The 21,742-nt window shown below is 71.8% G+C and carries 13 protein-coding genes; 7 read left to right on the top strand and 6 right to left on the bottom strand.

Features of this window, described 5'->3' with window-relative positions:
• Window positions 1–117: 117 nt before the first annotated feature.
• Window positions 118–1,047: a trypsin-like peptidase domain-containing protein gene (locus tag IT371_26530; protein MCC6751237.1), complete on the top strand. Its 930-nt coding sequence runs from the start codon at window positions 118–120 to the stop codon at window positions 1,045–1,047.
• Here IT371_26530 and IT371_26525 read toward each other — a convergent pair.
• The gene (locus IT371_26525; GenBank protein MCC6751236.1) at window positions 1,023–2,810 is read right to left on the bottom strand and encodes a hypothetical protein; all 1,788 of its coding nucleotides are present in this window, start codon (window positions 2,808–2,810) and stop codon (window positions 1,023–1,025) included. The two genes, IT371_26530 and IT371_26525, sit on opposite strands and share 25 nt — an antisense overlap.
• A gap of 403 nt (window positions 2,811–3,213) precedes the next feature.
• Between IT371_26525 and IT371_26520 the strand changes: the two genes are divergently transcribed.
• Window positions 3,214–4,293: an endonuclease/exonuclease/phosphatase family protein gene (locus tag IT371_26520; protein ID MCC6751235.1), complete on the top strand. Its 1,080-nt coding sequence runs from the start codon at window positions 3,214–3,216 to the stop codon at window positions 4,291–4,293.
• Between the two features lie 25 nt (window positions 4,294–4,318).
• Here IT371_26520 and IT371_26515 read toward each other — a convergent pair whose 3' ends face one another.
• A complete protein-coding gene (locus tag IT371_26515; GenBank protein MCC6751234.1) occupies window positions 4,319–5,452 on the bottom strand; it encodes a M23 family metallopeptidase in 1,134 nt (377 codons plus the stop codon).
• A 292-nt stretch (window positions 5,453–5,744) separates the two neighbouring features.
• Here IT371_26515 and IT371_26510 point away from each other — a divergent pair, with 292 nt between their 5' ends.
• Window positions 5,745–6,953: a M28 family peptidase gene (locus tag IT371_26510; protein MCC6751233.1), complete on the top strand. Its 1,209-nt coding sequence runs from the start codon at window positions 5,745–5,747 to the stop codon at window positions 6,951–6,953.
• Window positions 6,954–7,002: 49 nt separating this feature from the next.
• Here IT371_26510 and IT371_26505 read toward each other — a convergent pair whose 3' ends face one another.
• Window positions 7,003–8,103, bottom strand: a complete 1,101-nt coding sequence (locus IT371_26505; protein MCC6751232.1) for a hypothetical protein — start codon at window positions 8,101–8,103, stop codon at window positions 7,003–7,005.
• Window positions 8,104–8,666: 563 nt separating this feature from the next.
• Here IT371_26505 and IT371_26500 point away from each other — a divergent pair.
• On the top strand, window positions 8,667–9,698 hold the full coding sequence (locus tag IT371_26500; protein MCC6751231.1) for a hypothetical protein: 1,032 nt from the start codon (window positions 8,667–8,669) through the stop codon (window positions 9,696–9,698).
• Between the two features lie 27 nt (window positions 9,699–9,725).
• Window positions 9,726–10,502 carry a glutathione S-transferase family protein gene (locus tag IT371_26495; GenBank protein ID MCC6751230.1) on the top strand — a complete coding sequence of 259 codons (777 nt, stop codon included), beginning with the start codon at window positions 9,726–9,728 and terminating at the stop codon, window positions 10,500–10,502.
• Between the two features lie 27 nt (window positions 10,503–10,529).
• Here the strand turns inward: IT371_26495 and IT371_26490 are convergent, their stop codons facing one another.
• From IT371_26490 to IT371_26480, 3 genes are read right to left on the bottom strand one after another with little or no spacing between them, the layout of a single operon-like run.
• Window positions 10,530–17,411 (bottom strand): SDR family NAD(P)-dependent oxidoreductase, encoded by a 6,882-nt coding sequence (locus IT371_26490; GenBank protein ID MCC6751229.1) that lies wholly within the window; start codon window positions 17,409–17,411, stop codon window positions 10,530–10,532.
• A gap of 11 nt (window positions 17,412–17,422) precedes the next feature.
• Window positions 17,423–19,003, bottom strand: a complete 1,581-nt coding sequence (locus tag IT371_26485) for an NAD(P)/FAD-dependent oxidoreductase (protein MCC6751228.1) — start codon at window positions 19,001–19,003, stop codon at window positions 17,423–17,425.
• On the bottom strand, window positions 19,000–19,563 hold the full coding sequence (locus IT371_26480) for a redoxin domain-containing protein (protein ID MCC6751227.1): 564 nt from the start codon (window positions 19,561–19,563) through the stop codon (window positions 19,000–19,002). Before IT371_26480 ends, IT371_26485 begins: the two co-directional genes overlap by 4 nt.
• 369 nt (window positions 19,564–19,932) lie before the next feature.
• Between IT371_26480 and IT371_26475 the strand changes: the two genes are divergently transcribed.
• Window positions 19,933–20,391: a hypothetical protein gene (locus tag IT371_26475; GenBank protein MCC6751226.1), complete on the top strand. Its 459-nt coding sequence runs from the start codon at window positions 19,933–19,935 to the stop codon at window positions 20,389–20,391.
• 270 nt (window positions 20,392–20,661) lie between these two features.
• Complete coding sequence (locus IT371_26470) at window positions 20,662–21,735, top strand: hypothetical protein (protein MCC6751225.1); 1,074 nt, start codon at window positions 20,662–20,664, stop codon at window positions 21,733–21,735.
• Window positions 21,736–21,742: the final 7 nt, after the last annotated feature.

Here is a 21,742-nt window from a genome sequence, read left to right as displayed (position 1 = left end):
GCGCCGTGCTCCTGAGTTCGGTGACCGGCACTGCCCGGCTGTAGACCTACCGCCTCGTAATTACGGCCATGACCAGCGGTCGGGGCCCGGCGCGGCTCCTGCTACGAGAAGCCCTTCGTGTCACGACACAGCCCGGCCGAGGCTCGGCGCCTATCTCTAGCCCTGCTCGCCCTGCTGGCCCTCCTCTCGGGGAGCGCCGCGGTTGCGCGCGACCGCGCCCCACGTGCGCCGCTCTTTCACCTCGCGACCCCCGAGCTCCAGGCGCGGCTGAAGCCCCGCGTGGCGCAGAACGTGGACGCCGTGGCCCAGTACCAGCGGCACGGCGGCCGCACGGGCGGCACGGCTTTTCTGGTCACGCCTCCCGACGCGGCGGGCCTGGCGCTGGTGCTGACGAACCACCACGTGGCGCTCTTCGACAAGGCCACCGTCGAGGGGGACGCGCTCCTCTTTCATCGCGGAGGCTCCGCCCGACCGACCCCCGCGCCGATCGTGGATTGCGTCGCCGCGAACCGCGAGATCGACTACGCGCTCCTCAGGGTGCAACTCCCCGCGCCCCTGCGCGACCTCTCCCCGGTGCGGCTCTCGCGCCAGGGGGACGAAGGTCTGCGCTCCGTCTACAACGCGGGGTTCCCGCGCATCTGGGAGGCGGAACGCGCACGCGCCACCCGGGGCGAGCCGTCGCTCGTCGCGCGCGGGCTCGGCAGTCGCCCCGTCTTCGAGCGCGCGCTCGGCGAGCCGGAGCTCCCGCCGAAGACCTTCCAGGTGGGCACCGTCGATCGCGGGATGTGGGTCGAGCCCTTCATCACGCTGAGGCTGGCCAACGAGACGGGCTCGAGCGGCAGTCCGGTCTTTGCACGCGGCAGCGATTGCGCCGTGGCCATGCTCGGCGCCGGCGGAGGCAATGTCCACGCCTTCGTCCTGCCCATCGGTCGGGTGCTGGATCACCTGGCCCGCACCCGAGGACGCGTCGAGGACCCCGCCCTGCGCGGCGTGGTGAACGCGCTCCTCGCGTCGGCGCCTCCCTACTTGGCGACCGAGAACCCGTAGAGCTGGTCGGCAGGAAGTTTGGCCAGCTCGACGCCGCTCACCACCGCCCCGTCGGTGCGCGTCGACACCACGTCGAGAAAGTCGACCCCGATGTCGTAGTAGCCGTCGTTGCCGTAGTCGTAGATCACGTCGAAGCGCAGCAGGTCGACCTGCCCGAGGCTCAGGGCCGACGGGTCCAGGATCGCCACCGGAGGCGCGTTGGTGCAGCCGGTCTGCGGCGTGGCGCCCTGGGTCTGCACGAGAATGCTTTGATAGGGGATGCGACCGACGGAGCCCTGGCCGCCCGGCTCGACGAGGGCCGGGTTGTTCCAGAACCCGGCCCACTCCTGATGCGTCACGATCACCTTGGCCACGCGACCATGCTTCTCGCCGCGCTGGACCGGCGGATTGATGTACGCGTAGACGCGCTCGCTCGGCGCGTAGCGGTTCTTCCACCCGTCGTCCACCCCGCGCCGGGACGACCCGTAGGCGAGGTTCACGATCAGGTGCGAGGCCGTCAGGCGCGCCTGCAGCGCGTCGTCGTAGGCCTTCTCCGCCTCCGCCGTGAGCACGGCGTCCGTCGCCGCCCCCTTGGCGAAGGTCGCGGCCTGCCGCGCCGCCTCCTCGGCCTTCGAGGCCTGCGCGACGCAGATCGTGGCGTCCGCGAGGAGCTGGTTGAAGGCCTTCTCCGCGGCTACCGCGGCGGTCTCGGCCACCGTCGCCTGGAGCTGCGCCTGGGTCGCGGCCTCGCGAATCGTCTTGGCCTTGGCCGTCGCCTGCGGGTCGTTCGTCGCCGCCGAGCTGGCCTGAAACGCCGCAATCGAGGCCGTGCGCGCCGCCGCCTTCGCCGCGTCGGCCGCCCCGCGGGCCGTGAGCGCATTCGACCGGGCGCGAAGCCACGCGCCGCTGTACTGGACGGTCAGCCCCACCTTCCCCTCGCCGTCCGCGCCGTCCTTGAACCCGGCCGAGAAGTCGAACCGCCCGTTGCGGTCCACGTCCACCACGAGGTCATAGGGACCCACGTCCCGGCCGACCGGCTGCCACCCGAGGCTGGTCACCTGCATCACGCCTCCCGTCACCTTCGCTGCGATCGGCCCGGCGACCCAGCCCTCCTGCCCGCGCTGCGGGATGGGCTGGTTCTTCCAGACGTCTCGATCGCGCACGAGGTACAGGTCCACCGTGGCCACGTTTGCGGGAAAGCCTCGTCCGCCCGCGAAGACGGGGCCCGCGAGCTCGCCCGGCTCGGGGAGCGCCCCGACCACGAAGGCGTTGGCCGGCTGCCCGTCGGAGCGCGCGCTGAAGATGTAGGGCGGCTGCACCTCGTCCACCTGAAACCCGTAGCCCTGAAGCAGGTGCAGGGTCGGCACCACGGGGACGTTGGCCGCGGCCACCGCCTGACCGCCCTTGAGGTCGTGGATCTTCACCTCCAGGACGTCTCGCTCCTTGACCCCGTCGAACTCGCCCAGGTCGTGCGCCACGGAGGCGAGCTCCAGCCGACCGAGCGGGTCGGTCAATAGATCGGTGCGCGCGATCTCCCGCCCCGTGGACGGGTTCAGGACCACCACCTGGTGCAGGGCATTCGCGCGAAACGCCGCGCTCGCCCCCGTGCGCACCTGCAGCGCGCTACCGCTGCGCAGCAGCCCCTCGTCCCCCACCGAGCTCTCGATGGCCAGGCCGCTGCTGCCGAACTGCCCCTTGCCGAAGCGGCTGTCCTCGCTCTCGCCACAGGCCCCGACGAGCAGAACGACGATCCCGACCCCGACACGTGAGCGCGCGCGCATCATGCTTCTGCCTCCGCTGTGTACGAGGAAGGAGAGCACGTCCCGGGCCAAGACCCAGCCCGCGCACTTCGCGAGCGGCTCGGCGTCGGCGCATGGTCGCAACGGCGCGTCGCGCACGGCGGATCGGCCGCACGGCCCGCCGGAGGCCACGCGAGGCCACACACCGACCGACGGCTTGCACTGGACGGTATCCCCGCGCGAAGCCCAATTCTGTTGCGCCGGACGCCACGGCGCTCGGGTCAAGGAACCAGTCCCCTCGCCCCATCGATCGCGCGCGCCACGCCGACCAGGGGGGTTTGTTGTCCCCAGGCTACGCCTCGAGACGCCGCTCGGGGCCACGGACCGTCTGAATTCCAATGGTTGGCGGCGCCGCGTATTGGCCGGGAAGTTGCTAAGACCGGTTGCCGTGCCACAACCGAACCGTGGAAAGCGCCTCGCGCGAGGCGCAGCGATCCCCGCCGGCCTGCGCCTCGGCCTGCTCGTCGCGCTCTGCGCGCTCGCCCAGCCCGTCGCCGCTCGCACGCCCGCACCGGCGCTCCGCTGGGACGTGGATCCGGCCACCCGCTCCCTCGGCACCCTCGCGGGGCAGGGGGGCGGCCTGCGACTCCTCTGGTGGAACGTGCAGCGCGGCGAGCTGAACGCGAAGCTGACGCGCAAAGGTCAGCTCCCGCCCCTCGACGCGAACCTTCAGGCCCTCTCCAGCTCGCGCTTCCACCCGGACGTGATCGTGCTCGGCGAGTACCAGCAGGGCATCCTGCGCCCCGAGACGCGGGCGGCGCTGGCGCGGGCCTACCCGCACCAGCACTTCCAGCCCTACAACGCGGGCACGCCGAACGACGGCCTTTTGCTCCTGAGCCGCCATGCGCTGTCACCCGAGCAGGCGCGCCAGCTCGGCTACGCTCCGCCGGGTTCGAGCCCCGAGCAGGCGGAGCGCTATCGCCAGCGCTGGGAAGCGGGCTATGGCGACGCGCGCTACTTCGACAAGCCGTACCTCCGCGTGGGGGTCCACCTGCCGGACGGCCGCCGCGTCGAGCTCGTCCCCTTCCACGCGATCCAGCCCTGGGACAAGCTGCGGCAGGAGCGGGGCGGCGGGCTGTGGGGCTTCTTTCGCACGAGCCTCGACATCGTCTTCGGTCGCAAGAACCCGCTGATGAATCAGGTCCACGCCCTGCGGGCAAACCTCGCCGGAGACTTCGGCCGCGACCTATCGAAGAGCAACGTGGTCCTCTTCGGCGATCTGAACTTCATGCGGAGCGCGCTGCGCGTCCCGACCAAGCCCTATCGCACCATCTCGAAGGGCCTGGTCGACCCCTTCCGCGGCCGCCCCGCGCAACCGAGCTGGCCGAGCCGCTCGGCGGGGGAGACGAGCTACCCGGGGCTGCAGCTCGACCAGGTCTTCACCTCCGCCTCCACGGTCATGCAGGCCTCCGGCGTGCTGCCGCTCAAGGGCTCGGATCACTACCCGCTGATGATGGTGCTGCAGTAGTCCCGACGGCGCCGGGCCCCGAGACTCAGGGAGCCGTCAGGTAGTCGAGCGGGTTCGCGTAGCGCGCGCAGGCTCCCTCGAAGGGGAGCTTCCAGTTGCCGGTGAAGCGCGTGTCCGTCAGGATCTCGAGGTGCAGGTGCGGTCCGGTGCTCTTGCCGAGGCTGCCCACCTCCGCGATCTGCTGCCCCCCCCAAACGCAGTCCCCGGGGTTCACCAGCGCGCGCGCGTTGTGGCTGTAGGTCGAGTAGAGCCCCGGCGCGTGCTGCACCACCACGGCGTACGGCCCCCTGCCCTTGCCGCTCTCCTTCGCCCAGAGGTGCCCGACGTGGACCACCCGGCCGCTCGCCACGCTGAAGATCGTCGCGCCCTCCGCGGCCGGGATGTCGATGCCGGTGTGCCAGCCGCAGGTTTGATAATCCACGTGGGCCTTGTAGCCCCGGCTCACGTCCATGCCAGCCGGCACCGGCCAGAAGTACTGCGAGGGCGGAGCGCTATCCCCGCACAGGACGGGGTCGATGGTCTCGAAGGTGTAGCTCGGCCTGAGGTGCGTCGCGTGGGTGAGCTCTCCGTCCTCCACGCGCTCGAGCACCGCCGTCGCGGCATAACGCTGGTACTTGGGCAGGATCTCCCACCAGCGGAAGAAGGCCACGCAGGGGGTGGCAGACGAGCACCTGGCGTAGTCCACCGGCTTCTGGCTCGCGTAGTCCGTCTCGAGGCTCTGGCGATAGATGCGCGGATAGCTCTGCGGGTCGGGCGCGCAATCCGGCGCCGAGCCGACCGCACAGCCCTTGGGTGCGAGGCTCAGATTGACGTAGCGCTCCTTGGGCGCGAGGGGGCGCGTGACGGTGAGCCGCACCGTGATCCAGGTCTTCCCCTCGGCGGTGGTGCTCGGCAGCGCGAGGAACGCGGCGCGGACCCCCTTGTCCCCGCAGAAGAGCCGCTGCGAGTCGTTGTCGCAGGCGAGGGCTCGGCGGCGTGTCGTGCAGGGGTCCTCGTCCGCCCCCGGGCTCTCGAGACACGAGGGGCCTCCGGACCGGCTGCGCGCGAGCTCCGGCTCGACCCCGCACGCGCCGAGCACGGCCGCGCAGAGCCCCGCTCCGACGAGGCCGACGAGGCCCGACCGACGGACACCTGGCGCGCAGTCGGCGAGCAGCCGCATGAAACGATCCTCCAGACGGTATGCGGCGCCCCTGAGCATATTGCGTGCCGCGACCCAAGCCACTGCAATCGCTGACCAGACCTCCGCGTTAACCCGCCGTGGCCTTCGAGAATCAGCGGCCCGCTGGCTAGTGACGACGGAGCAGCGGCCTCGGTCATGGACCCTTTCGGCCACGCGGCTGCACGAGTCACTTCGTGAGGAGACGTGAGGACAAAATCGCCTGGACCTTCGACGAAGGCCTGTGGCAATGCCTGCACGGCTGCATACTCTGCGTCGAAAGGGACCGTCTATCGTGCACGCGCTGTCCGCGAAACTGGAGACTCCCGCCCCTGCCCCCCTCGATCCGATGGAGGTCGTGCGCGAGCTCGCCGCGCTCCCCCATCGCGGAGCGACCACGACCTGCGGCGCACGTGCTGCCGAGCTCCTCGAGCAGCGGTTGCGCGCGATGGGCGCGTCCGTCACGCGACTGCCCTTCGCCACCCCGCGCACCTACGTGCCCATCATGGGGTGGCTCGTGACGGGCCTCATCGGCGGGCTTCTCCTCGGCCCCCTCCTCCCCTGGCTCGGCCTGGCGCTGACGGCCTCCGCCGCCCTCTCCGGGCTCCTCTTTCTCGACTGGCGCTGGTCCCCGCTGATGCTCCTGCCGCCGCGCGGCCGAGCCGACAACCTGCTCGCCGAGCAGCCGGCTGCGCCCGACGAGGAGCGACCCAACACGCTGCTCCTCATGGCCCACTTCGACTCGGCACCGATCTCGCTCCTCTACCTGCCGTCGATGGTGAAGGGCTTTCGTCGGTCGCTCTTCATCTCGATGGCGATCATCGTCCTCGCCGTGGCCGTCTCTGCCGCCGGCGCGCTGCACCTGGGTCCGTCGTGGGTGGCGTCGCTGCGCTGGCCCCTCTGTGGTTACTTCGTCGCGCTGTTCGTCCTCGCCAGCTTCGACTTCTTTCGGCGGGGCTACACCAACGGTGCGGCCGACAACGCCACGGGCGTCGGGGTCGCGCTGGCCACCGCCGCCGAGCTATGGCGGTGCGCACCCGCCGGCTGGTCGGTCAAGGTGCTACTCACCTCCGCCGAGGAGGTGAGCCTGGTCGGCTCGGGCGCGTTCGTGCGTGCGCACGGCAGGTCGCTGGACCCCGCCCGCACCCACGTCGTGAACTTCGACGGGTTTGGCGCCGGCGTGGTGCGCGTCGTGCGCTCGACGGGGTCCATCACGCGGGCGACCTACGCGGGCCCCATCGTGGACGCCGCGCTGGAGACGGCTGCTTCGAACCCACGGTTCGCCGAGATCTCGCAGCTCGACTGGCACGTCGGAGACTTCGACAGCATCAACTTCCTGCGGGCGGGCTTTCCGTGTCTGGCCCTCGCCGCGATAACGAAGGAAGGGGTCATCCCCCACCTGCACCGTCCGAGCGACGTGCTCGAAAACGTCGACCCGGCGGTTCCCGCGCTCGGGGTCGAGTTCGCCGTCGCGACGCTGAAGCGGTTCATGGCCGCGGGCTAGCGACGGCGTCGTCCAGCCAGCCCTCTGCTTTGAGGCCGTCGCCCAAATTCTAGCGAAGGGCCGAGGCCAGGTCCTCGAGGCGCAAGCGCCGAGCAGCGACGCCCCCGAGGGTCTCGCCGGCCGTCAGGTCGGGGATCGTGTAGGGGAAGCCCATGCCGAGCCAGCCCTTCTTCTCGCGGTCGCGATAGGACCTGCCGGATTGCGGGCTCGTGTAGCGCACGTTGTCCCGCCGCCAGGTGAGCGTCTCCATAGGGTCCTCGTGCTGCTCGCCGAAGACCGTGACGAGGTCGGCCTTGATGCTGTGGGTGCGCACGAGTACGTGCGGATCCGCCTGCTGGGTGAGACCCCGCTCCTTCTGGAAGGCCCGCAGGACCTGCGGCAGATTCGGGGCCCCGTCGATGATCAGCTGCAGCTCCTCGCGCGCTTGGTCGTAGAGCCGCAGGTGGTACTCGTAGTTGTACTCGCCGGCCACGGGAGCGCTAAGCGCCGCGAGCTTCTCGCGGGCACGTTGCTTGATGCCGACATACTGCTTTGCAAACTGCCCCCCCCAGGTCGAGCCCCCGCCGGAGGAGGCGAGCGCCGCGCAGCCTTCTTGGCCGCCGGGAAAGCGGCAGCCGGGCTTTGGCTTGCCGCTGAAGCCGTAGATGATCTTCCCGTGGGGCTCGAAGTTCGGGCTGTAGGGCGCTCCCTCGCCGTTCAGGAACAGCTTGTGGTGTCGCGCGTAGTAGAAGACCAGGAAGGCGTTCATCTGCTCGGGGTTGACCATGAAGGTGGCCTCGGTGCCGGAGAAGTACTTCGCCCGCATGTCGGACAGCCGTTCCTGGCCGTCTACCCACTTGTAGGGGACGAACTTGTCTCCGAGACGGAGGTAGCCGCTCGTCGAGCCGATGCTGCCTGGGCCGACGGCGGCCATGAAGCCGATGCTCTGTCTGCCGATCGACTCGACCCAGGCCGCCTGGGTGGTGATCCGCTGTCCGTCGGCGCCTGGAAGGGTCGTGACCGTGTTGACCGAGGCGACGACCAGCGCTCCGCTGTACGGCTTCGTCCCCTTGCCCTGGAAGACCGATGCGTAGGCCCAGCGGCTCAGGTTCGCCTGCCGTAGGAGGTTCACCACGTTGTTCAGGGCGGCGGCGCGTCCCGTGGGGATCACCGTCGAGGCATCCAGGGTAGCGACGACGCGCGTCGGCTCGTTCGCTCGTGCCCGAGCACCGAAGGGCAGCGCCAGCACGCCTACCCAAACGAGAGCTGCGAGGGAGAATGCCGGGGGCCTAGTGGTACTCATCGACGAACTATCCCGGCGCACGCCAAGCCTGCTGGCCCGGGACCGGGCTTCAGATCACACGGGGCTTGGGTTCACGGGGACGCATACGCAAGCCTCGTGCCGCGTCGTCGATCCGAACCCAGCGTGTAATGATAGAGGCTTGGCTGGTCTCGGCCCCGGCCGACGGAGCGTTCTGGCAGGCCTGGCGGACGGCGCCTGCGCTTGCCGGTAGGTCGTGGCGCAGCCCATCGCGCCCAAGAAGCCACCAGAGCACGCGGCAGGATTCACCGAAGGTCGAACAGGATGGCTCGCCCAAAGGGCGCGGATCGGCTGGCCGGGGAGCCAGGGATCCGGTTCGGCCCTCGAACATCATGACGGAACTTCTCGGTGGCGCGCGAGTTGCTCTGGTCGCGACTCGACCAGCCCTCTCGGGACTGCTCGCGGGTGACAGCATGTCGACCAGGACCAGACTCTTCACGGGATGTTTCTTCGCGCTCCTTCTCGGCGGCACGATCGAGGCGCGCGCTGCCGAATCGACCGCACCGGCGCCGGTGCGCGGGCAGAGCGGCTTTGAGCCCAAGCGCTACACCAAGGCCTGGTGGCGCGTGATCTCACCCACGCGCTTCGCGCTCGCCATGCACGCGCGCAGGCTCGCGACGCCGACCTGGCCAAGCGGCCAGACCGTGACCCAGCTCAACGTGGAGTCGAGCTTCGTGGACCGCGTGCGCGTCGTCCCGGGCCGCAAGGGCAAGGTGGTGAAGGTGACGGGGAGGATCTACTGGACCTTCCCGCTGGGTGACGAACGTGTGGGTCAGCCCCCCGCCGGTCAGGCCACCACCAAGGTCGAGGCCACCATGCCCCTATCGGACGTCACCGCCTACTGGATCGACGCACGGGAAGGGGCGCGCTCGACGAAGGTGGAACCCTTTTTCGGGACGCTCCGAGAGCCGGGCTGGCGCGGTCCGGCGCTCCTGCGCTGGCTCGAGCGCAAGGCGGTCGGCGGTGGGCGCGAGAGCCTGCTCGCCGTCGCCGTGGAGAGCCTGCGTCGTCCCGAGCAGATCGCGGAGTTCCTCACCGAGATGGACCGCCGCCACCCGCTGAACCGACACCTCGTGCACGAGCTCGTCCTCGACGAGCGAGCCCCGAAGGGGATGAGCGGCGCCTGGTGCGTGGCCTTCGCGCGGTTGCCGAAGAAGAGCCCGGCAGCGTGGCCTAGTGCCCGCAAGGGCGCGGCGCTGATCGAGGCGCTCAAGCAGGAGTCGGCGGCGGCCGGCTATCCCGACAACTGGGAGTTCCGCGCCGCCTTCTCGTTGCAGCACCCAGAGGAGATCGCCGACTACGCGCGCGATCAGTTCAACCGTCACGGCGCGCGCGTGGCGGAGAACCTCGAGACGATTCTCCAGATGGGCCCCTATCCCGGGACCGATCATTCCTGGAGGGCTGCCGTCGAGGCGATCCGTACCGGTCGCTGGACCCGGCAGTAGCCTTCTTCCTCGGGAGTAGGAGGAAGCATGTCGCCCCCGCAGGACGTCGCCCCGCACCTGCTCCACTTCCGCGTCTCGCACTACAACGAGAAGGTGCGCTGGGCCCTCGACTTCAAGCGTTGGCCCCACCGTCGCACGACCCTGCTGCCCGGGTTCCACGTGCCCCGGGTTCGGCGTCTCACGGGACAGTCCCAGGTGCCGGTGCTCGAGCTCGACGGCCGCTGGCTGCACGGGTCCGCCGCGATCCTGGCCGAGCTCGAACGCCTGCGCCCCGACCCCCCCCTCTTTCCGCGCGACCCGCCGGCGCTGGAACGAGCGCTGGGCATCCAGCGCTACTTCGACGAGGAGGTGGCGCCCGACCTGCGTCGCCTCTTCTGGTCGACCTACATCGACGATTCCGCGGCCAGCGCGCGCATGGCCACGGACGGCGCGAGCAAGGGGACGCGCGCGGTCTGGCGGGCCCTCTTTCCCCTGATGCGCCCCCTCTTCCGCCGAAACATGGGCCTCTCGGCCTCGCCCGTCGCGCTCGCGCGGGAGCGCCTCCCGGGCCACTTCGACCGGCTCGAGGCCGAGCTCGGCCCGAGCGGGTACCTGGTGGGCGATACGTTCACCGTCGCCGACCTGACGGCGGCGGCGGTGATGACGGCCATCATCCGGCCGCCCGAGTTCCCGTATCCCTTGCCCGAGCCATGGCCCGAGGCGCTCGTCGAGCTGCGGCAGAGCGTCTCGGAGCGAACCGGGTTTCGCTGGGTCCTCGAGCTCTATCGGCGCCATCGGGGGAGCTCGTTCGAGATCGTGGCGTAGAGAGTCGCGCAGGAGCCTCGCAGCACCCTAGCGTCGAGGATCTAAGAGAGAGCGCGCGAGCGGCGCGGGGAGCGGAAGGGCGCGAAGGAGACCCTGCCCGTCGCGCTCGCACCAGAGCGCCGAATGCTCCGCCACCGCCACCTTCTGCTCCTCGTGCGCGGGGCTGCGGCGGGCGTGGTACGCGAAGGAGAGCGTGAATCCGTTCACGGTGAGGCGCGCGAGCTGCATGGACACGCGCACCGCGTCGAACGGCAGCGCCTCGCGCAGGTGATCTACCCGGCTGTGCGTGCAGACCAGCGCGGGCCCGGGTCCGGCCAGCCGCGCGTCGGAAGGAAGCTGGTCGTAGACGAAGCGATCGCGCAGCCGTCCCTGCCAGCGCGCGTAGCTCGCGAAGTAGATGTTCCCCATCAGGTTCGCGTCTTCAAGGCTCGTGGCGAAGGTCTCCTCGGCGAGCAGCGGCGAGGGGCCCCCCGGTCGCGCGGCGAAGAGCTCGGCCCCCTCGTCGAGCGCGGGCTCCTCTCGCGGCACGTTCGCGCGCTCGTCGTGCCCCGGCTGGAGCTCGCTCAGCAGCGCGAGGGGCGCCTTCAGCTCCTCGGGAAAGGGGGCCGGCTCGACCACCCCCGGAGCCACGACCCGTACCCAGTTCAGGGTCTGCGTCCCCTCCGCCAGCCACGTCGTCTCGCCGAAGCGCGGCGCGCGCTGCCAGTCGACGCCGAGCCGCAGGGCCCCCGGGCTGGACGGATCGGCACCGTCGAGCCACAGGCGACTGACGAGGAGGTCCCCGGGGCGCGCGTCGCCTCGGATCCGCACCTCGCTCCGTACCGTGGCCACGCCCCACTGCCCCGTCTGGAGCTTCTGCGCGACGAAGCCGAAGAGCGGCATCAGGGCCCGCTCCCGGAGCTGTCCCAGGCGGGCGAAGAGGTGCGAGAAGTAGAGCCCGCCGTTCAGGTTCGCGAGCTCCCGGAAGTCGAGCGGCGTGGTCGAAACGAAGGTGCGTCGCCCCGTGGGACCGCGCACGAGCAGCTCGAGGGACGGGTCGGCGTCGTAGGCGCGCGCGAGCTGGTCGTGGAGCTCTTGCGACCGGGTGCCGTTCGCCAGCGCCTCGGCGGTAGGGCGCTCGAGGTCCTTGCGCAGCACGCGGACTCGGTAGCCTTCCAACCGCTCGACGAGCTCGCCCGACGCGGTAAAGAGCGCCACGGTCAGCCGCCGCTCCGGACCTTCCTGGGCCTCGAGCGTGAGCGCTCCGTGGAGGCGCGTCGTCTCCGCCACCGGCGTCGCGGCCGAGACGGGCCAGCGGGTGACCCGATCGATCCCCACGGGGAGCGATATCTCCTGGGGACTCAGGAGCTGGCCCACCTGCAGGAGCGCGTCCCGCAGGAAGGGATCTCCGAGGAGGAGCGGCCCGCAGGTCCCCGGCGCGAAGCCCTCGAGCCCGCGCCCGGCCGCGCCGTGCCCCTCCACCGTGAACCGCGCGTGCCGGGAGTCCAGCTCTTCGACGCTCGCGAGCCGCTGGAAGAGCGGACCGTGAAAGAGAATGGGGCCGTACACGTCCCGACGGGGGACGATGGAGGTTCCCCCCGCGGGTCCGCTCGAAGGTCGCACCGTCGCCGCGTCGCCTACCGAGGGGGCGCCGAAGACCACCGTCGCGCTGAACGCCGGACGACCCGGGTCCGAGGCGAGGCCGACCGTGACGCGCGCGGCTCGCGCGGCCTGCGCGCCGAGTCGCTCGAGCACCTCGGCCCGGATGCAGATGCGGGTCCCTCCCTCGGGGTCCACCACGATGGGCTGCTCGAGGCGCAGGGCCTCGAAGGTCACCGCCTGCACCGCTCGCACATCCATCGCCCGTGCCGCGACCTGCGCCATGGCCTCGAGCCCGAACACCGTCGGGAAGAGGAGCGCGCCGCCGTACCGATGGTCCTCGAGGTAGAGGTCCACCTCCCGCCGCAGCCGGACCTGGGCCACCACCTCCACCCCGGGCGTCTCGGTCAAGATCGTCTCGAGAAAGCGCTCGCTCGCCGTCGGCGGCGGAAGACGCGCCAGAGACACGGTCCCCTGCGAGGGCGTGCGCCCCGCGATCACCACCTGGTGCGCCGGAGGCTGGCCGCGCAGAAGGTAGAGTAGCCGGCGCGTCCCTTCTTCCACCGAGATGGGCGAGAGCCCGAGGGAGCGGAGCAGCTCGAGGCTGCCGAGCTTCACCCCCATCCCCACCTCGTCCCACAGACCGAAGGCCACGCAGAGCACGTCGGCCGCAGGGAACCTCGCGCGCAGATGGTGCAGGAGTCGCTGGAGGAGCTCGTTGCTCCAGGCGTACCAGGCGTTCCGCGCGAGCCCCGTGACGCCGATGATCGACGAGAGGCCCCAGAAGAGCTTGAGCGGGCGGTCCGAGAGGAGCGTGCCGAGGTGCAGCGCCCCGAGCAGCTTCGGACCCACCTCGGCCAGGACTTCCTCGAGGCTCGGCTCGGCGGCGCGGCGCGGGACGTTGCGGCCGGCTCCGTGCAGCACGCCACGGATCGGCCCGAGCTCCGCCTCGACGGTGCGGATCAGGCGGCCGAGCGCGTCGCGGTCGGTCACGTCGCAGGCGAAGTACCTGGCCGTCTGCCCCTCGGCGGCGAAGCGCGCGAGCGTCTCGCGGACCTCCCGGCTCCCCGTCTCTGCGGCAGCGCCCCCGCCCTCCTCGGAGAGCGGCGTGCTCCCGACCAGCGCGAACCGCGCCCCGCTCTCCCTGCCGAGCGCCAGCGCGCACTCCGCTGTGATCCCCTTGGCCCCGCCGGTCACGAGCACCACGTCCTCGGCAGCGAGCGGACACTCCCGCGGCGGCGCGAGGAGCGGCTCGTCCAGCTCGAGCACCGGCACAGAGCGCTGGCCGTCGGCCGCGTACACGGCGGCGATGAACGGCCCGGCTCCCGCGAGCTCCTCGAGGAGCAGCGCGCCCGCGCGCTCGCCCGAGGTTTCCCCGGGGAGGTCGAGGTAGAGGACGTCCGGTCGCTCCGTCTCGAGAAAGAGGCTCTGCGCCAGACCGAGGGCCCCGCCGCTCCACGGGTCGGCCACCCGGTCCCCTCGCGCGGCGAAGGACGCCCCCCCTCCGCGCTCCAGACAGACGACGCGCACGGGCTGCTGGGCAGAGAGGCGCGCGAACGCCTGCAGCCCCCGGTGCAGGAGCGCCGCGCTCGTGCGGAGCCGCTCCGCCTCGAGCGTCGCGGTGGGGTCGGGGGCCGCGCCGAGAATCACGAGGTGCGTCGGAGCGGACCCAGACACGGTCTCCCCGCCGATCGGCGCCTCGTCGAGCCTCGTGACCCGCGCCCCCGCAGCCGAGAGTCGCGCGCCGAGCTCCGTCGCAAAGGCGGAGCCCTCCGCGGCCTCCGCGAGCACGAGGTGCCAGCTCGTGGGCGAAGCGAGCTCGCTCGACGGAGAGACGCGCGGAGCAGGCTCGAGCCGGGCCACGAAGTGGCGCACCCATCCTGGCAGCCTCGCGAGAAGCTCGCCCTCGCCGGGAAGGGCGGCGCCGTCGCCGGTCTGCCCCGCGAGCCGCGCCGCCACGAGCCCCTGGAAGACCGCGATCACCTCCCCCACCGTCGCGCGGGCGAAGCGCGCGGGGTTCTCGAGCTGCCCCCGCAGGCCGAGGCGCCGCGCGGCGGCGGCCATGAGCTGCGCCCCCTTGATCGAGTCCAGGTTGAGATCGTCGAGCAGGCGCGCACTCGGGTCGATCGATGCCAGTGGGAAGCCGGTGTGCGTCTCGATGAGCTCGAGGATGATCTGCTGCGCGTTCTCCGGCTCGACGGGGGGCTCCGACCCGACGGCCTGCGCCGCCGAAAGCACCGGGCTCTCCGACGGAGAGTCGATGCTCGCGGTCGCAGGGGCGCCCACCTCGCCCTCGACGATCGAAGCAGGCTTTCCCGCCGCCGGCAGCTCCGTCGCGCCGTGCCGCAGATCGGCCCGGATCACCTCGGAGAGGAATTCCCCTCGGCGGGCGAGGTATGCCGCGAGTTCGTCGCGCGCGAGGCCCGGCAGCGCGAGCTCGGGCGCGACCTCGGGCACCGGCCGCGAACGGGCAGCGATCGTCCCGAGCACCGCCTCGGAGAAGGGGCGCTCGCAGGGGTTGTCGAGAAACACGCGCTCGGCGGGCGCGACGTAAGGGCGTAGGAGGCGCCCCGCGAAGAGCTCCGTCGCGCGAACGCGCCCCCCGCGGCAGAAGAGCGCCGCCAGCGCCCGGTGAAGGTCTCCGTCGCGTCCGGCCTTCGACTCGACGGGGTAGCAGAGCACGGGCCCACCGCAGTCCGCCACGAGACCGGTCAGCACCCGTCCGGGCCCCACCTCGAGCAGCAGGTCGCTCCGCGCGGCGAGAGCCCCGAGGAGCGCCGGGAAGTCCACCCGGGCCGTGACCTCGTGCGCGAGGTAGTCCCTCAGCGAGGTGCCCGGAGCGAGCTCCGTCCCCGAGGCGGCGGAGAGGAGGGCGCAGCACGGCGTCCCCGTCGCGAGAAGCTCCAGCCGGCGCAGCTCCTCGGCCGCGGGAGCCATGAGCGGGGAGTGAAAGGCCTGCGAGACGCGCAGGCGCACCGCGGCGATCCCCCGCCCCCGGGCCGCGACGAGCACCTGCTCCACGCCGCGCTCGCGCCCCGAAATCACCGTCTGGGCCGGCGCGTTCAGGTTGGCGATCACCACCTGGTCTGCGCGGCCCGCGAGCAGCTCCTCGGCCTGCGCCGCTCCGCAGGCCAAGCTGGCCATGGCCCCCGCCTCGCCCGAGGCGCGCGCCATCGCGGCCCCCCGCTCGGCGGCGAGCCGCAAGAGCGCAGGGAGGTCGAGCCAGCCCGCGGCGTGCGCGGCGCTCAGCTCGCCGAGGCTGTGCCCCCCGACTGCCGAGGGCTCGACGCCCATCCTGCGGAGGAGCTCGAGCCAGAGCGCCGAGGCCAGGCAGATCGCTGGCTGCGCGACCTCGGTCTGCGCGAGCCCGAGGCTCCACGCCGCCACCTCGGCCTCGTCCCGCGCGCGGTCGAGCGGCCTCTCGACGAACGCGCGGAGCGGCGAGGGGCAGACGCCGCGCACGGCCTCCTCCGCCTGCTCGAAGAGCGCCGCGGCCCAGTCGAAGCGGCGCACGAGAGCGCGCGCCATGTTGAGCTGCTGCGAGCCCTGGCCGGGGAAAAGCAGGCCCACGCGCACAGAGCCGGAGCGCTCGCCGAAGAACGCGCCCGCGCGCGACGAGGGGGCGAGGGAGGACCTCCCCGCGAGGTGCCCCGCGAGGGCTTCGAGCTGCACGCCGAGCTCGTCCGGCTCGCCGGCCACGAGGGCCGCGCGCACGGGCAAGCCGTCGTCGAGACGCTCCGCCAGGTGCGCCGCGAGGTCCGCGAGGTCCCCCTGCGCCAGATGCCGCGCCTCGAGGAGCAGGCCCGCGACGCGACGCGCGAGGCTCTCCCGATCGGGCGCGGCGAGCAGGAAGAGCTCGCTCTCCTGTCCCGAGGCGAGCAGCCCCGCGTCGGAGAGCGCCGAGCCGTGCCGCGACGAGGGGGCCGAGCCCGACTCGAGCGTGACGTGGCAGTTGATACCGCCGAAGCCCATCGCCGAGACGCCCGCGCGCATCCGGCTCCCCGGCGCGTGCACCACCCCGTCGCGCACCGGGTAGAGCGGCAGGGCGGGCCCGTCGAAGATGGCGTGCGGCTCGAGGCACCCCGCCGTGGGGGGCACCACGCGACGGTGCACGGCCAGCACGGTCTTGATCAGCCCACCGATCCCTGCCGCGGCCTTGGTATGCCCGACCAGCGACTTGAAGGAGGTCACCCCCACCGAGCGCGGCGGCGGCGGCGCGTCCTCCATGGCCAGCGCCATGGCCTTGAGCTCGATGGGGTCGCCCACCGGCGTGCCGGTGCCGTGCCCTTCGATGAAGGCGAGCTCGCCCGGCGCGTAGCCCGCCCGCGCATAGGCCCGGCGCAGAGCCAGCGCCTGTCCGCGCGCATCGGGAGCGGTGATCGCCCCGCGCCCGTCGGAGGAGATCCCCCAGCCGCGGAGCACGGCGTAGACCGCGTCCCCCGCGGCCTCGGCGTCGGCGAGGCGCTTGAGCACCACGAAGCCGCACCCCTCCCCGGGGATGAAGCCGCTCGCGCGCCGGTCGTAGACCGACATCTCGCCCGGAGAGAGCGCGGCGGTCTTGGCGAAGCCCACCAGCTCGAAGGCATCCAGGCTGATGTCCACGCCGCCGGCCAGCGCCAGATCCAGGCGACCGTCGCAGAGCGCCTCGGCCGCGCCCGCCACGGCGAGGAGGCTCGACGCGCACGCCCCGTCCACCGTGAAGCCGCCCCCCTTCAGGTCCAGGCGATTGCAGATGCGGCCCGCGATGGTGTTGGAGAGCGAGCCGGCCAGCGTGTCCTCGGTGATGGGCTGCAGCAGCGAGAGGTAGAGCTCCCCCGTGGCGCGCACCAGGTCGTCCGTCACCGCCTCGGAGAGCCCGCGCGAGACGGCGGCCTGGCGCAGGGCGCGCCGAACGTACGGCCAGCGCAGCCTGAGCCCGTGCGCCCGGTTGAACTCGCCCGTGAGCGTGTTCCCGACGAGTACGCCGGCGCGCTCGTGCCCCGCGAGGGCGGCCGGGTCGTAGCCCGCGTCGGCCAGCGCCGCGAACGCCACCTCCAGGGCCAGCCAGTGCACCGTGTCGGTGCTGGCCATCGTGCGCTGCGGAACGCGCCGACGCTGCCAGTCGAAGACGAAGCCGTCGATGAAGGCCCCGCGCGCGCCGTAGGTCCTGTCGGGGGCGTCGGGGTCGGCGTGATAGTAGTCCTCGAGCGAGAGGCGACCGGGGAGGAAGCGGCGAAACTGCCGACGACGCGCGAGCACGTTCTCCCAGAGCTCGCCGGGGGTGCGCGCGCCGGGGAAATGGCACCCGAGGCCGATGACGGCGATCGCGGGCGACGGTGGGGGCGAGGACATGGGCCGATCCTTTAGCGCGAACGGAAGCTGCTGAGAACCGCGTCGGCGGCGAGCGTGCCGGAAATAACCACCCCCTCCACGCCCGGCCCCGGGAAGACCCCGGCGCCGGCCAGAAAGAGCCCCTTGACCGGGCTGCGGTACGACGGACGGAAGCCGCCGAGGGCCGGCCCGTAGATACCGCCGTGCTCCGAACCGCCGTAGCGGGCGAAGGTGGCCGGCGTACCGACCTGCCGGAAGAGGAGCCGCGCACGCACCCCCGGCTCGAGCTCCTCGAGGCGCGCCACGAGCTCGTCGGCCAGCGCCTCCTTGCGCGCCGCGTAGTCCGGACCCTGCACGAGCCAGGGCGGGGCCTCCGTCGCGGGGATCATGGTGAAGAGGGTGACCGCCGAGCAGCCGGCGGGGGCGAGCGACGGATCGACGGCCGACAGGTTGCTGACGTGCAGCTCTCGCCCGTCGGCGAACGGGGCGAAGACGAGCGGCGGGAGGGCGGGCACGCCTCGCAGCCCCAGATAGACGGTGAGCGCCGAGGTGGAGGGGCGCGCCGTCTCGAACCGCGCCAGAAACTCCTCCGGCACGCAGGCCGGTGGGAGGAGCCGGCGATAGAGCTGAAAGACATCTATCGCGGCGACGACGGCGTGCGCGTAGTGGCGCTCGCCCCCGACGAGCTCGACTCCGACGGCGCGACCTCCGTGCACCAGGACGGCGCTGGCGGCCGCACGGGTCGTGACAGCCCCGCCGTGCGCCGCGACCACCTCCACGAGCGTCGCGACCAGGCGACCGAGCCCGCCGGCCGGATAGAACCCGCCGTGCAGGTAGTAGCCGAAGAGAAAGGCCATGGTGGCGGTCGAGAGCACGCGCCCGTCGTCGCTGAGGTAGGCCTCGAGCACCGAGAGAAGGCGCCGCAGCCGCGGCTCGCGCACGTGGCGAGCCACGAACTCGCGATAGGGGAGGTCGAGCGCGCGGAAGGCGACGGGGTGGCGAAAGGGAAACGACAGGCTCTCCACCGCGCTCCTCGGCGGCGACGGAACGCCGCCGGAGGTGTCGCTGTCGCCGTAGAGGTCCTCGTAGACCGCGCGCATCTCGCCGAAGAAGCGCGCGAGCCCATCCCGTTCGGCCGGGAAGCGGCGCGCGAGCTCCTCGCGAAACGCGCTGTAGTCCGGCGGGACGACCAGCCGCTCGCCTCCCACGCGGTACTCGTGCGTGAGGCGGTGCCAGCTCAGCGCCCCCTCGCGACCCAGCCGGCGCAGGAGGTTCGTCACGGGACCGCGGGCCGAGACGCCGCTCACGTCGTGCGCGCCGGTGCTGAAGACGAAGCGGCGGGACGCTCCGTCCACCTCGGCCTCGCGCGCCCACGAGGTGGCAAAGCCCCCCGGCTCCGCCGCCCGCTCCGCCACGAGGACCTTGAGCCCCGCCCGCGCGAGCAGAGCCGCCGCCGCGAGGCCTCCAAGACCCGCGCCGAGCACCACCACGTCGTGCTCGGTGCTCCCGCTCGGTCGCCGCCGCGGGAAGGGCGGCAGGACCCAGCCGTAGCGCTCGCGCTCGGTGATCTCCTGCAAGAAGCCGTAGGCCCCCGCGGAGGCTCCCTGCGTCATGGCGTGCTGCGAGCCGTCGGCACGATCTCGCGGTAGATCGCCACGAGCAGGGCCTTGACGCGCTCCACCTCCGCGGCCGGGAGGGCGCCCGCGTGCTGGTAGCGCACGATGCCGCGATGGTCGGTGACGAAGAGGTTCGTGGTCCCCTTCTCGACGCCCAGGCTCTTGCGCAGGTCACCCTTCCAGTCGCCGTAGATCGTCATCTTCCAGCTCTGCGAGTTCTCGCGCAGCTTGCGCTTCCAGACCAGCGTGGCCGGCCAGAAGGCCGACGAGGCGTCGATCACCGCCAGGCGCACCACGTATCGCACGGCCTCCTTGCCCCACGCGGCGTAGTGCCGGTTCAGCTCCTCCTTGGCCGGGCGGGTCAGCTCGGCCACGTCCTTGTGCTCGTAGAAGATGACGCCGATCTTGCCCTTGAGGGTCTCCGCCGTCGCCACCTGCTCGTCGCCGGATACTACCGTGAAGGAAGGAAGTCGCTTCCCGAGCATCCGACACTCTCCCGAGGGGGTGAGGAGGGGATGGAGCAGGAGGAACAGGATCGTCGCCAGCCGGAATCGCATCGTCAAAGCCAAAGGATCATTGGACCACGACGGCCGGCGCGCGCGCAACCGGCGCGAGGTGGTGGGTGTCGTAGGTGGTGGGGGTGGAGGTCAGCGAGGGCGCGGGCTGCAGTAGGCACATGGCGGGGGGTGAGCGAGAGCGCGAGCGGCAGTGGGCACATGCGGAGGGCCGGGGTGGATCGGTGCGGCGGAGAGGGGGGGTTTATTGTGTTGTTGTGTTTGTGTACGCGCAAGGCCATCGCTTGACGTCAGACCGGCGCTTTGCTGGTATTAGCCCTATTCATGTTGGCACGCAAACGCAAATCCTCCTCGGGCGATGACCGGTCTTCGGACGCGCGTGCGCCGGCGGGTTCTGCGAAGCAGCTCCCGTTGCCACTGCGGGAGGCGACGGGCTGGGGCGGGAAGCGGAAGGGTGCGGGGCGGAAGAAACAGCCGGGGAGCGGCCTCCCCCATCGGATGCGGCCGCTGCTCGCGAGCCGTTTTCCGGTGCACGTGACGATGAAGGTCGTGTCAGACCTCCCGAACCTGCGCGCGAAGCCGCAGCTCCGGCTGATCGAGGGTGCATTTCGTGCAGGGCTCGCCCGGCGACTCAACGACCGCCTCGGGCGACACGGGCGGGTCTTCGCCGACCGCTACCACCAGCGCATCTTGAAAACGCCGAGCGAGACGAAGCACGCCCTCAGCTATGTGCTCCAGAACCGACGGAAGCACTGCGCGCCGGTACCGCCCTCGGGAGAGCCCACGGTCGGCGCGCCACGAACCTGGCTCCTGCACACGGGCTGGAAGCTGCGAGGGAGGCTGCGTACCGACGAAGTTCCAGGACGCTGAGCTCCGCGAGGACGGCGGGCGAGCTTGCGACCGCCTCCGGCGAAGTGGGGCTGCCTCAAGGCGCATGACCGATCGGCGTGGCTCACACCCCCGTGACGCGAGCAACCTGATGTGCGCAGCGGCGCGCGTCTGGCTCGCCGTGGTGCCAGCGCTCGCCGCTCCCTCGTCTCGCTAAGCTCTCGCAATCTCGACCGCAGTCCTCCGGGGCCGCCGGCACGGAGCCTGCATCGAGGAGCCCCGGGCCTTGGCCATCGCCCCGGGGAGACCTCCATGCTTTCGATCCGTCGGGCCTCGATTCTCACCGCACTGCTCGCCCTCGCCGCGCAGAGCGCGTGGGCCCGTAACGTGACCCTCGAGCACCAGGGCTTCGCCGTGACGCTCCCCGCGGCCAAGGCGCAGCGCCTGGCCCGGGACCACGCAGCCCTCGCCGCGGCGCAGGTGCCGCACTACCTGAACCTCTTCCGCTGGACCACGGGCGAGCTCCGGGGGCAGATGGGCGCGACCATCGTGGCGGTCGTGAACGACGCCGCGACGCTCACGCGCTGGCACGAGGCCGCGGGCTGCCGGACGATCGGCTACCAGGACTACGGCACCCCGGCCCATCAGGAGCACACCGGCTGGGGTCGCATCGGTCGTCGCAGCTGGCCCTTCAACTTCATCCAGCACAAGGGGGAGCTCCCCTACGCCACCGCCTGGGAGCCGCACGGGGCGACCTGGGTCGACGTGGGCTTCGAGGCCAGCGCCGAGGAGCAAGCGGCGGCTACGGCCTTCAACGCCGCGCGCGCGCTAGGGCTCGTCGTGGACCGGCAGGGCAACCCGATCCGCCCGAGGGTGAGCTACTCCACGACGAAGGGCATCTTCAAGGTGGAGGGGTGCGCAAGCGCCTCCTCCTCGATGCTGGAGCCGGCCTGGCAGGCGGCCTTCGCGCGCAGCCTGCCCCGGATTCAGGCCTACGCGGCGGAACACCCGGACGTGGCCGAGCTGCAGGGGGTGAACGCGGGCACGCTCGCCACGCTGCGCGCCTTCGCCGCCCGCACCGGCGCGCGCCAGTGGCCGCACCCGAAGTACTTCGTGACCAAGAACTACGGCGCCGACGCCCTGAGCCTGATCACCGTGGTGAACGCGGCGATCTCCGACCCGCTCGCGCTGGCCTGGGACCTCCGCCCCACGAACGGGAAGAAGGGCATCGACGGCTGGCTGACGATCGGCGCGGGGGCCCGCACCATCCCCGATCTGCCCGCCGGCAAGAAGGGCTCGAGCTTCGAGAACCGCCGGGTGGGCTCGGTCGAGCTCCCCTCGCTCTTCGGCGCCATCGAGGCGCAGCTCGCGAGCGCCGCAGAATAGACCCTTC

This window comes from Deltaproteobacteria bacterium, from assembly GCA_020848905.1.
In the GTDB taxonomy this organism is placed as follows: domain Bacteria; phylum Myxococcota_A; class Polyangia.
Note: the sequence above shows the minus strand (reverse complement) of the source record. Positions and strands in the feature narration are given on the sequence as shown.

Bases quoted from the DNA above. Each gene is read 5' to 3' on its own strand.
- IT371_26525 (MCC6751236.1), bottom strand. From the start codon at position 2,810: ATGATGCGCGCGCGCTCACGTGTCGGGGTCGGGATCGTCGTTCTGCTC.
- IT371_26515 (MCC6751234.1), bottom strand. From the start codon at position 5,452: ATGCGGCTGCTCGCCGACTGCGCGCCAGGTGTCCGTCGGTCGGGCCTC.
- IT371_26500 (MCC6751231.1), top strand. From the start codon at position 8,667: ATGTCGACCAGGACCAGACTCTTCACGGGATGTTTCTTCGCGCTCCTT.
- IT371_26495 (MCC6751230.1), top strand. From the start codon at position 9,726: ATGTCGCCCCCGCAGGACGTCGCCCCGCACCTGCTCCACTTCCGCGTC.
- IT371_26490 (MCC6751229.1), bottom strand. From the start codon at position 17,411: ATGTCCTCGCCCCCACCGTCGCCCGCGATCGCCGTCATCGGCCTCGGG.
- IT371_26485 (MCC6751228.1), bottom strand. From the start codon at position 19,003: ATGACGCAGGGAGCCTCCGCGGGGGCCTACGGCTTCTTGCAGGAGATC.
- IT371_26480 (MCC6751227.1), bottom strand. From the start codon at position 19,563: ATGCGATTCCGGCTGGCGACGATCCTGTTCCTCCTGCTCCATCCCCTC.
- IT371_26470 (MCC6751225.1), top strand. From the start codon at position 20,662: ATGCTTTCGATCCGTCGGGCCTCGATTCTCACCGCACTGCTCGCCCTC.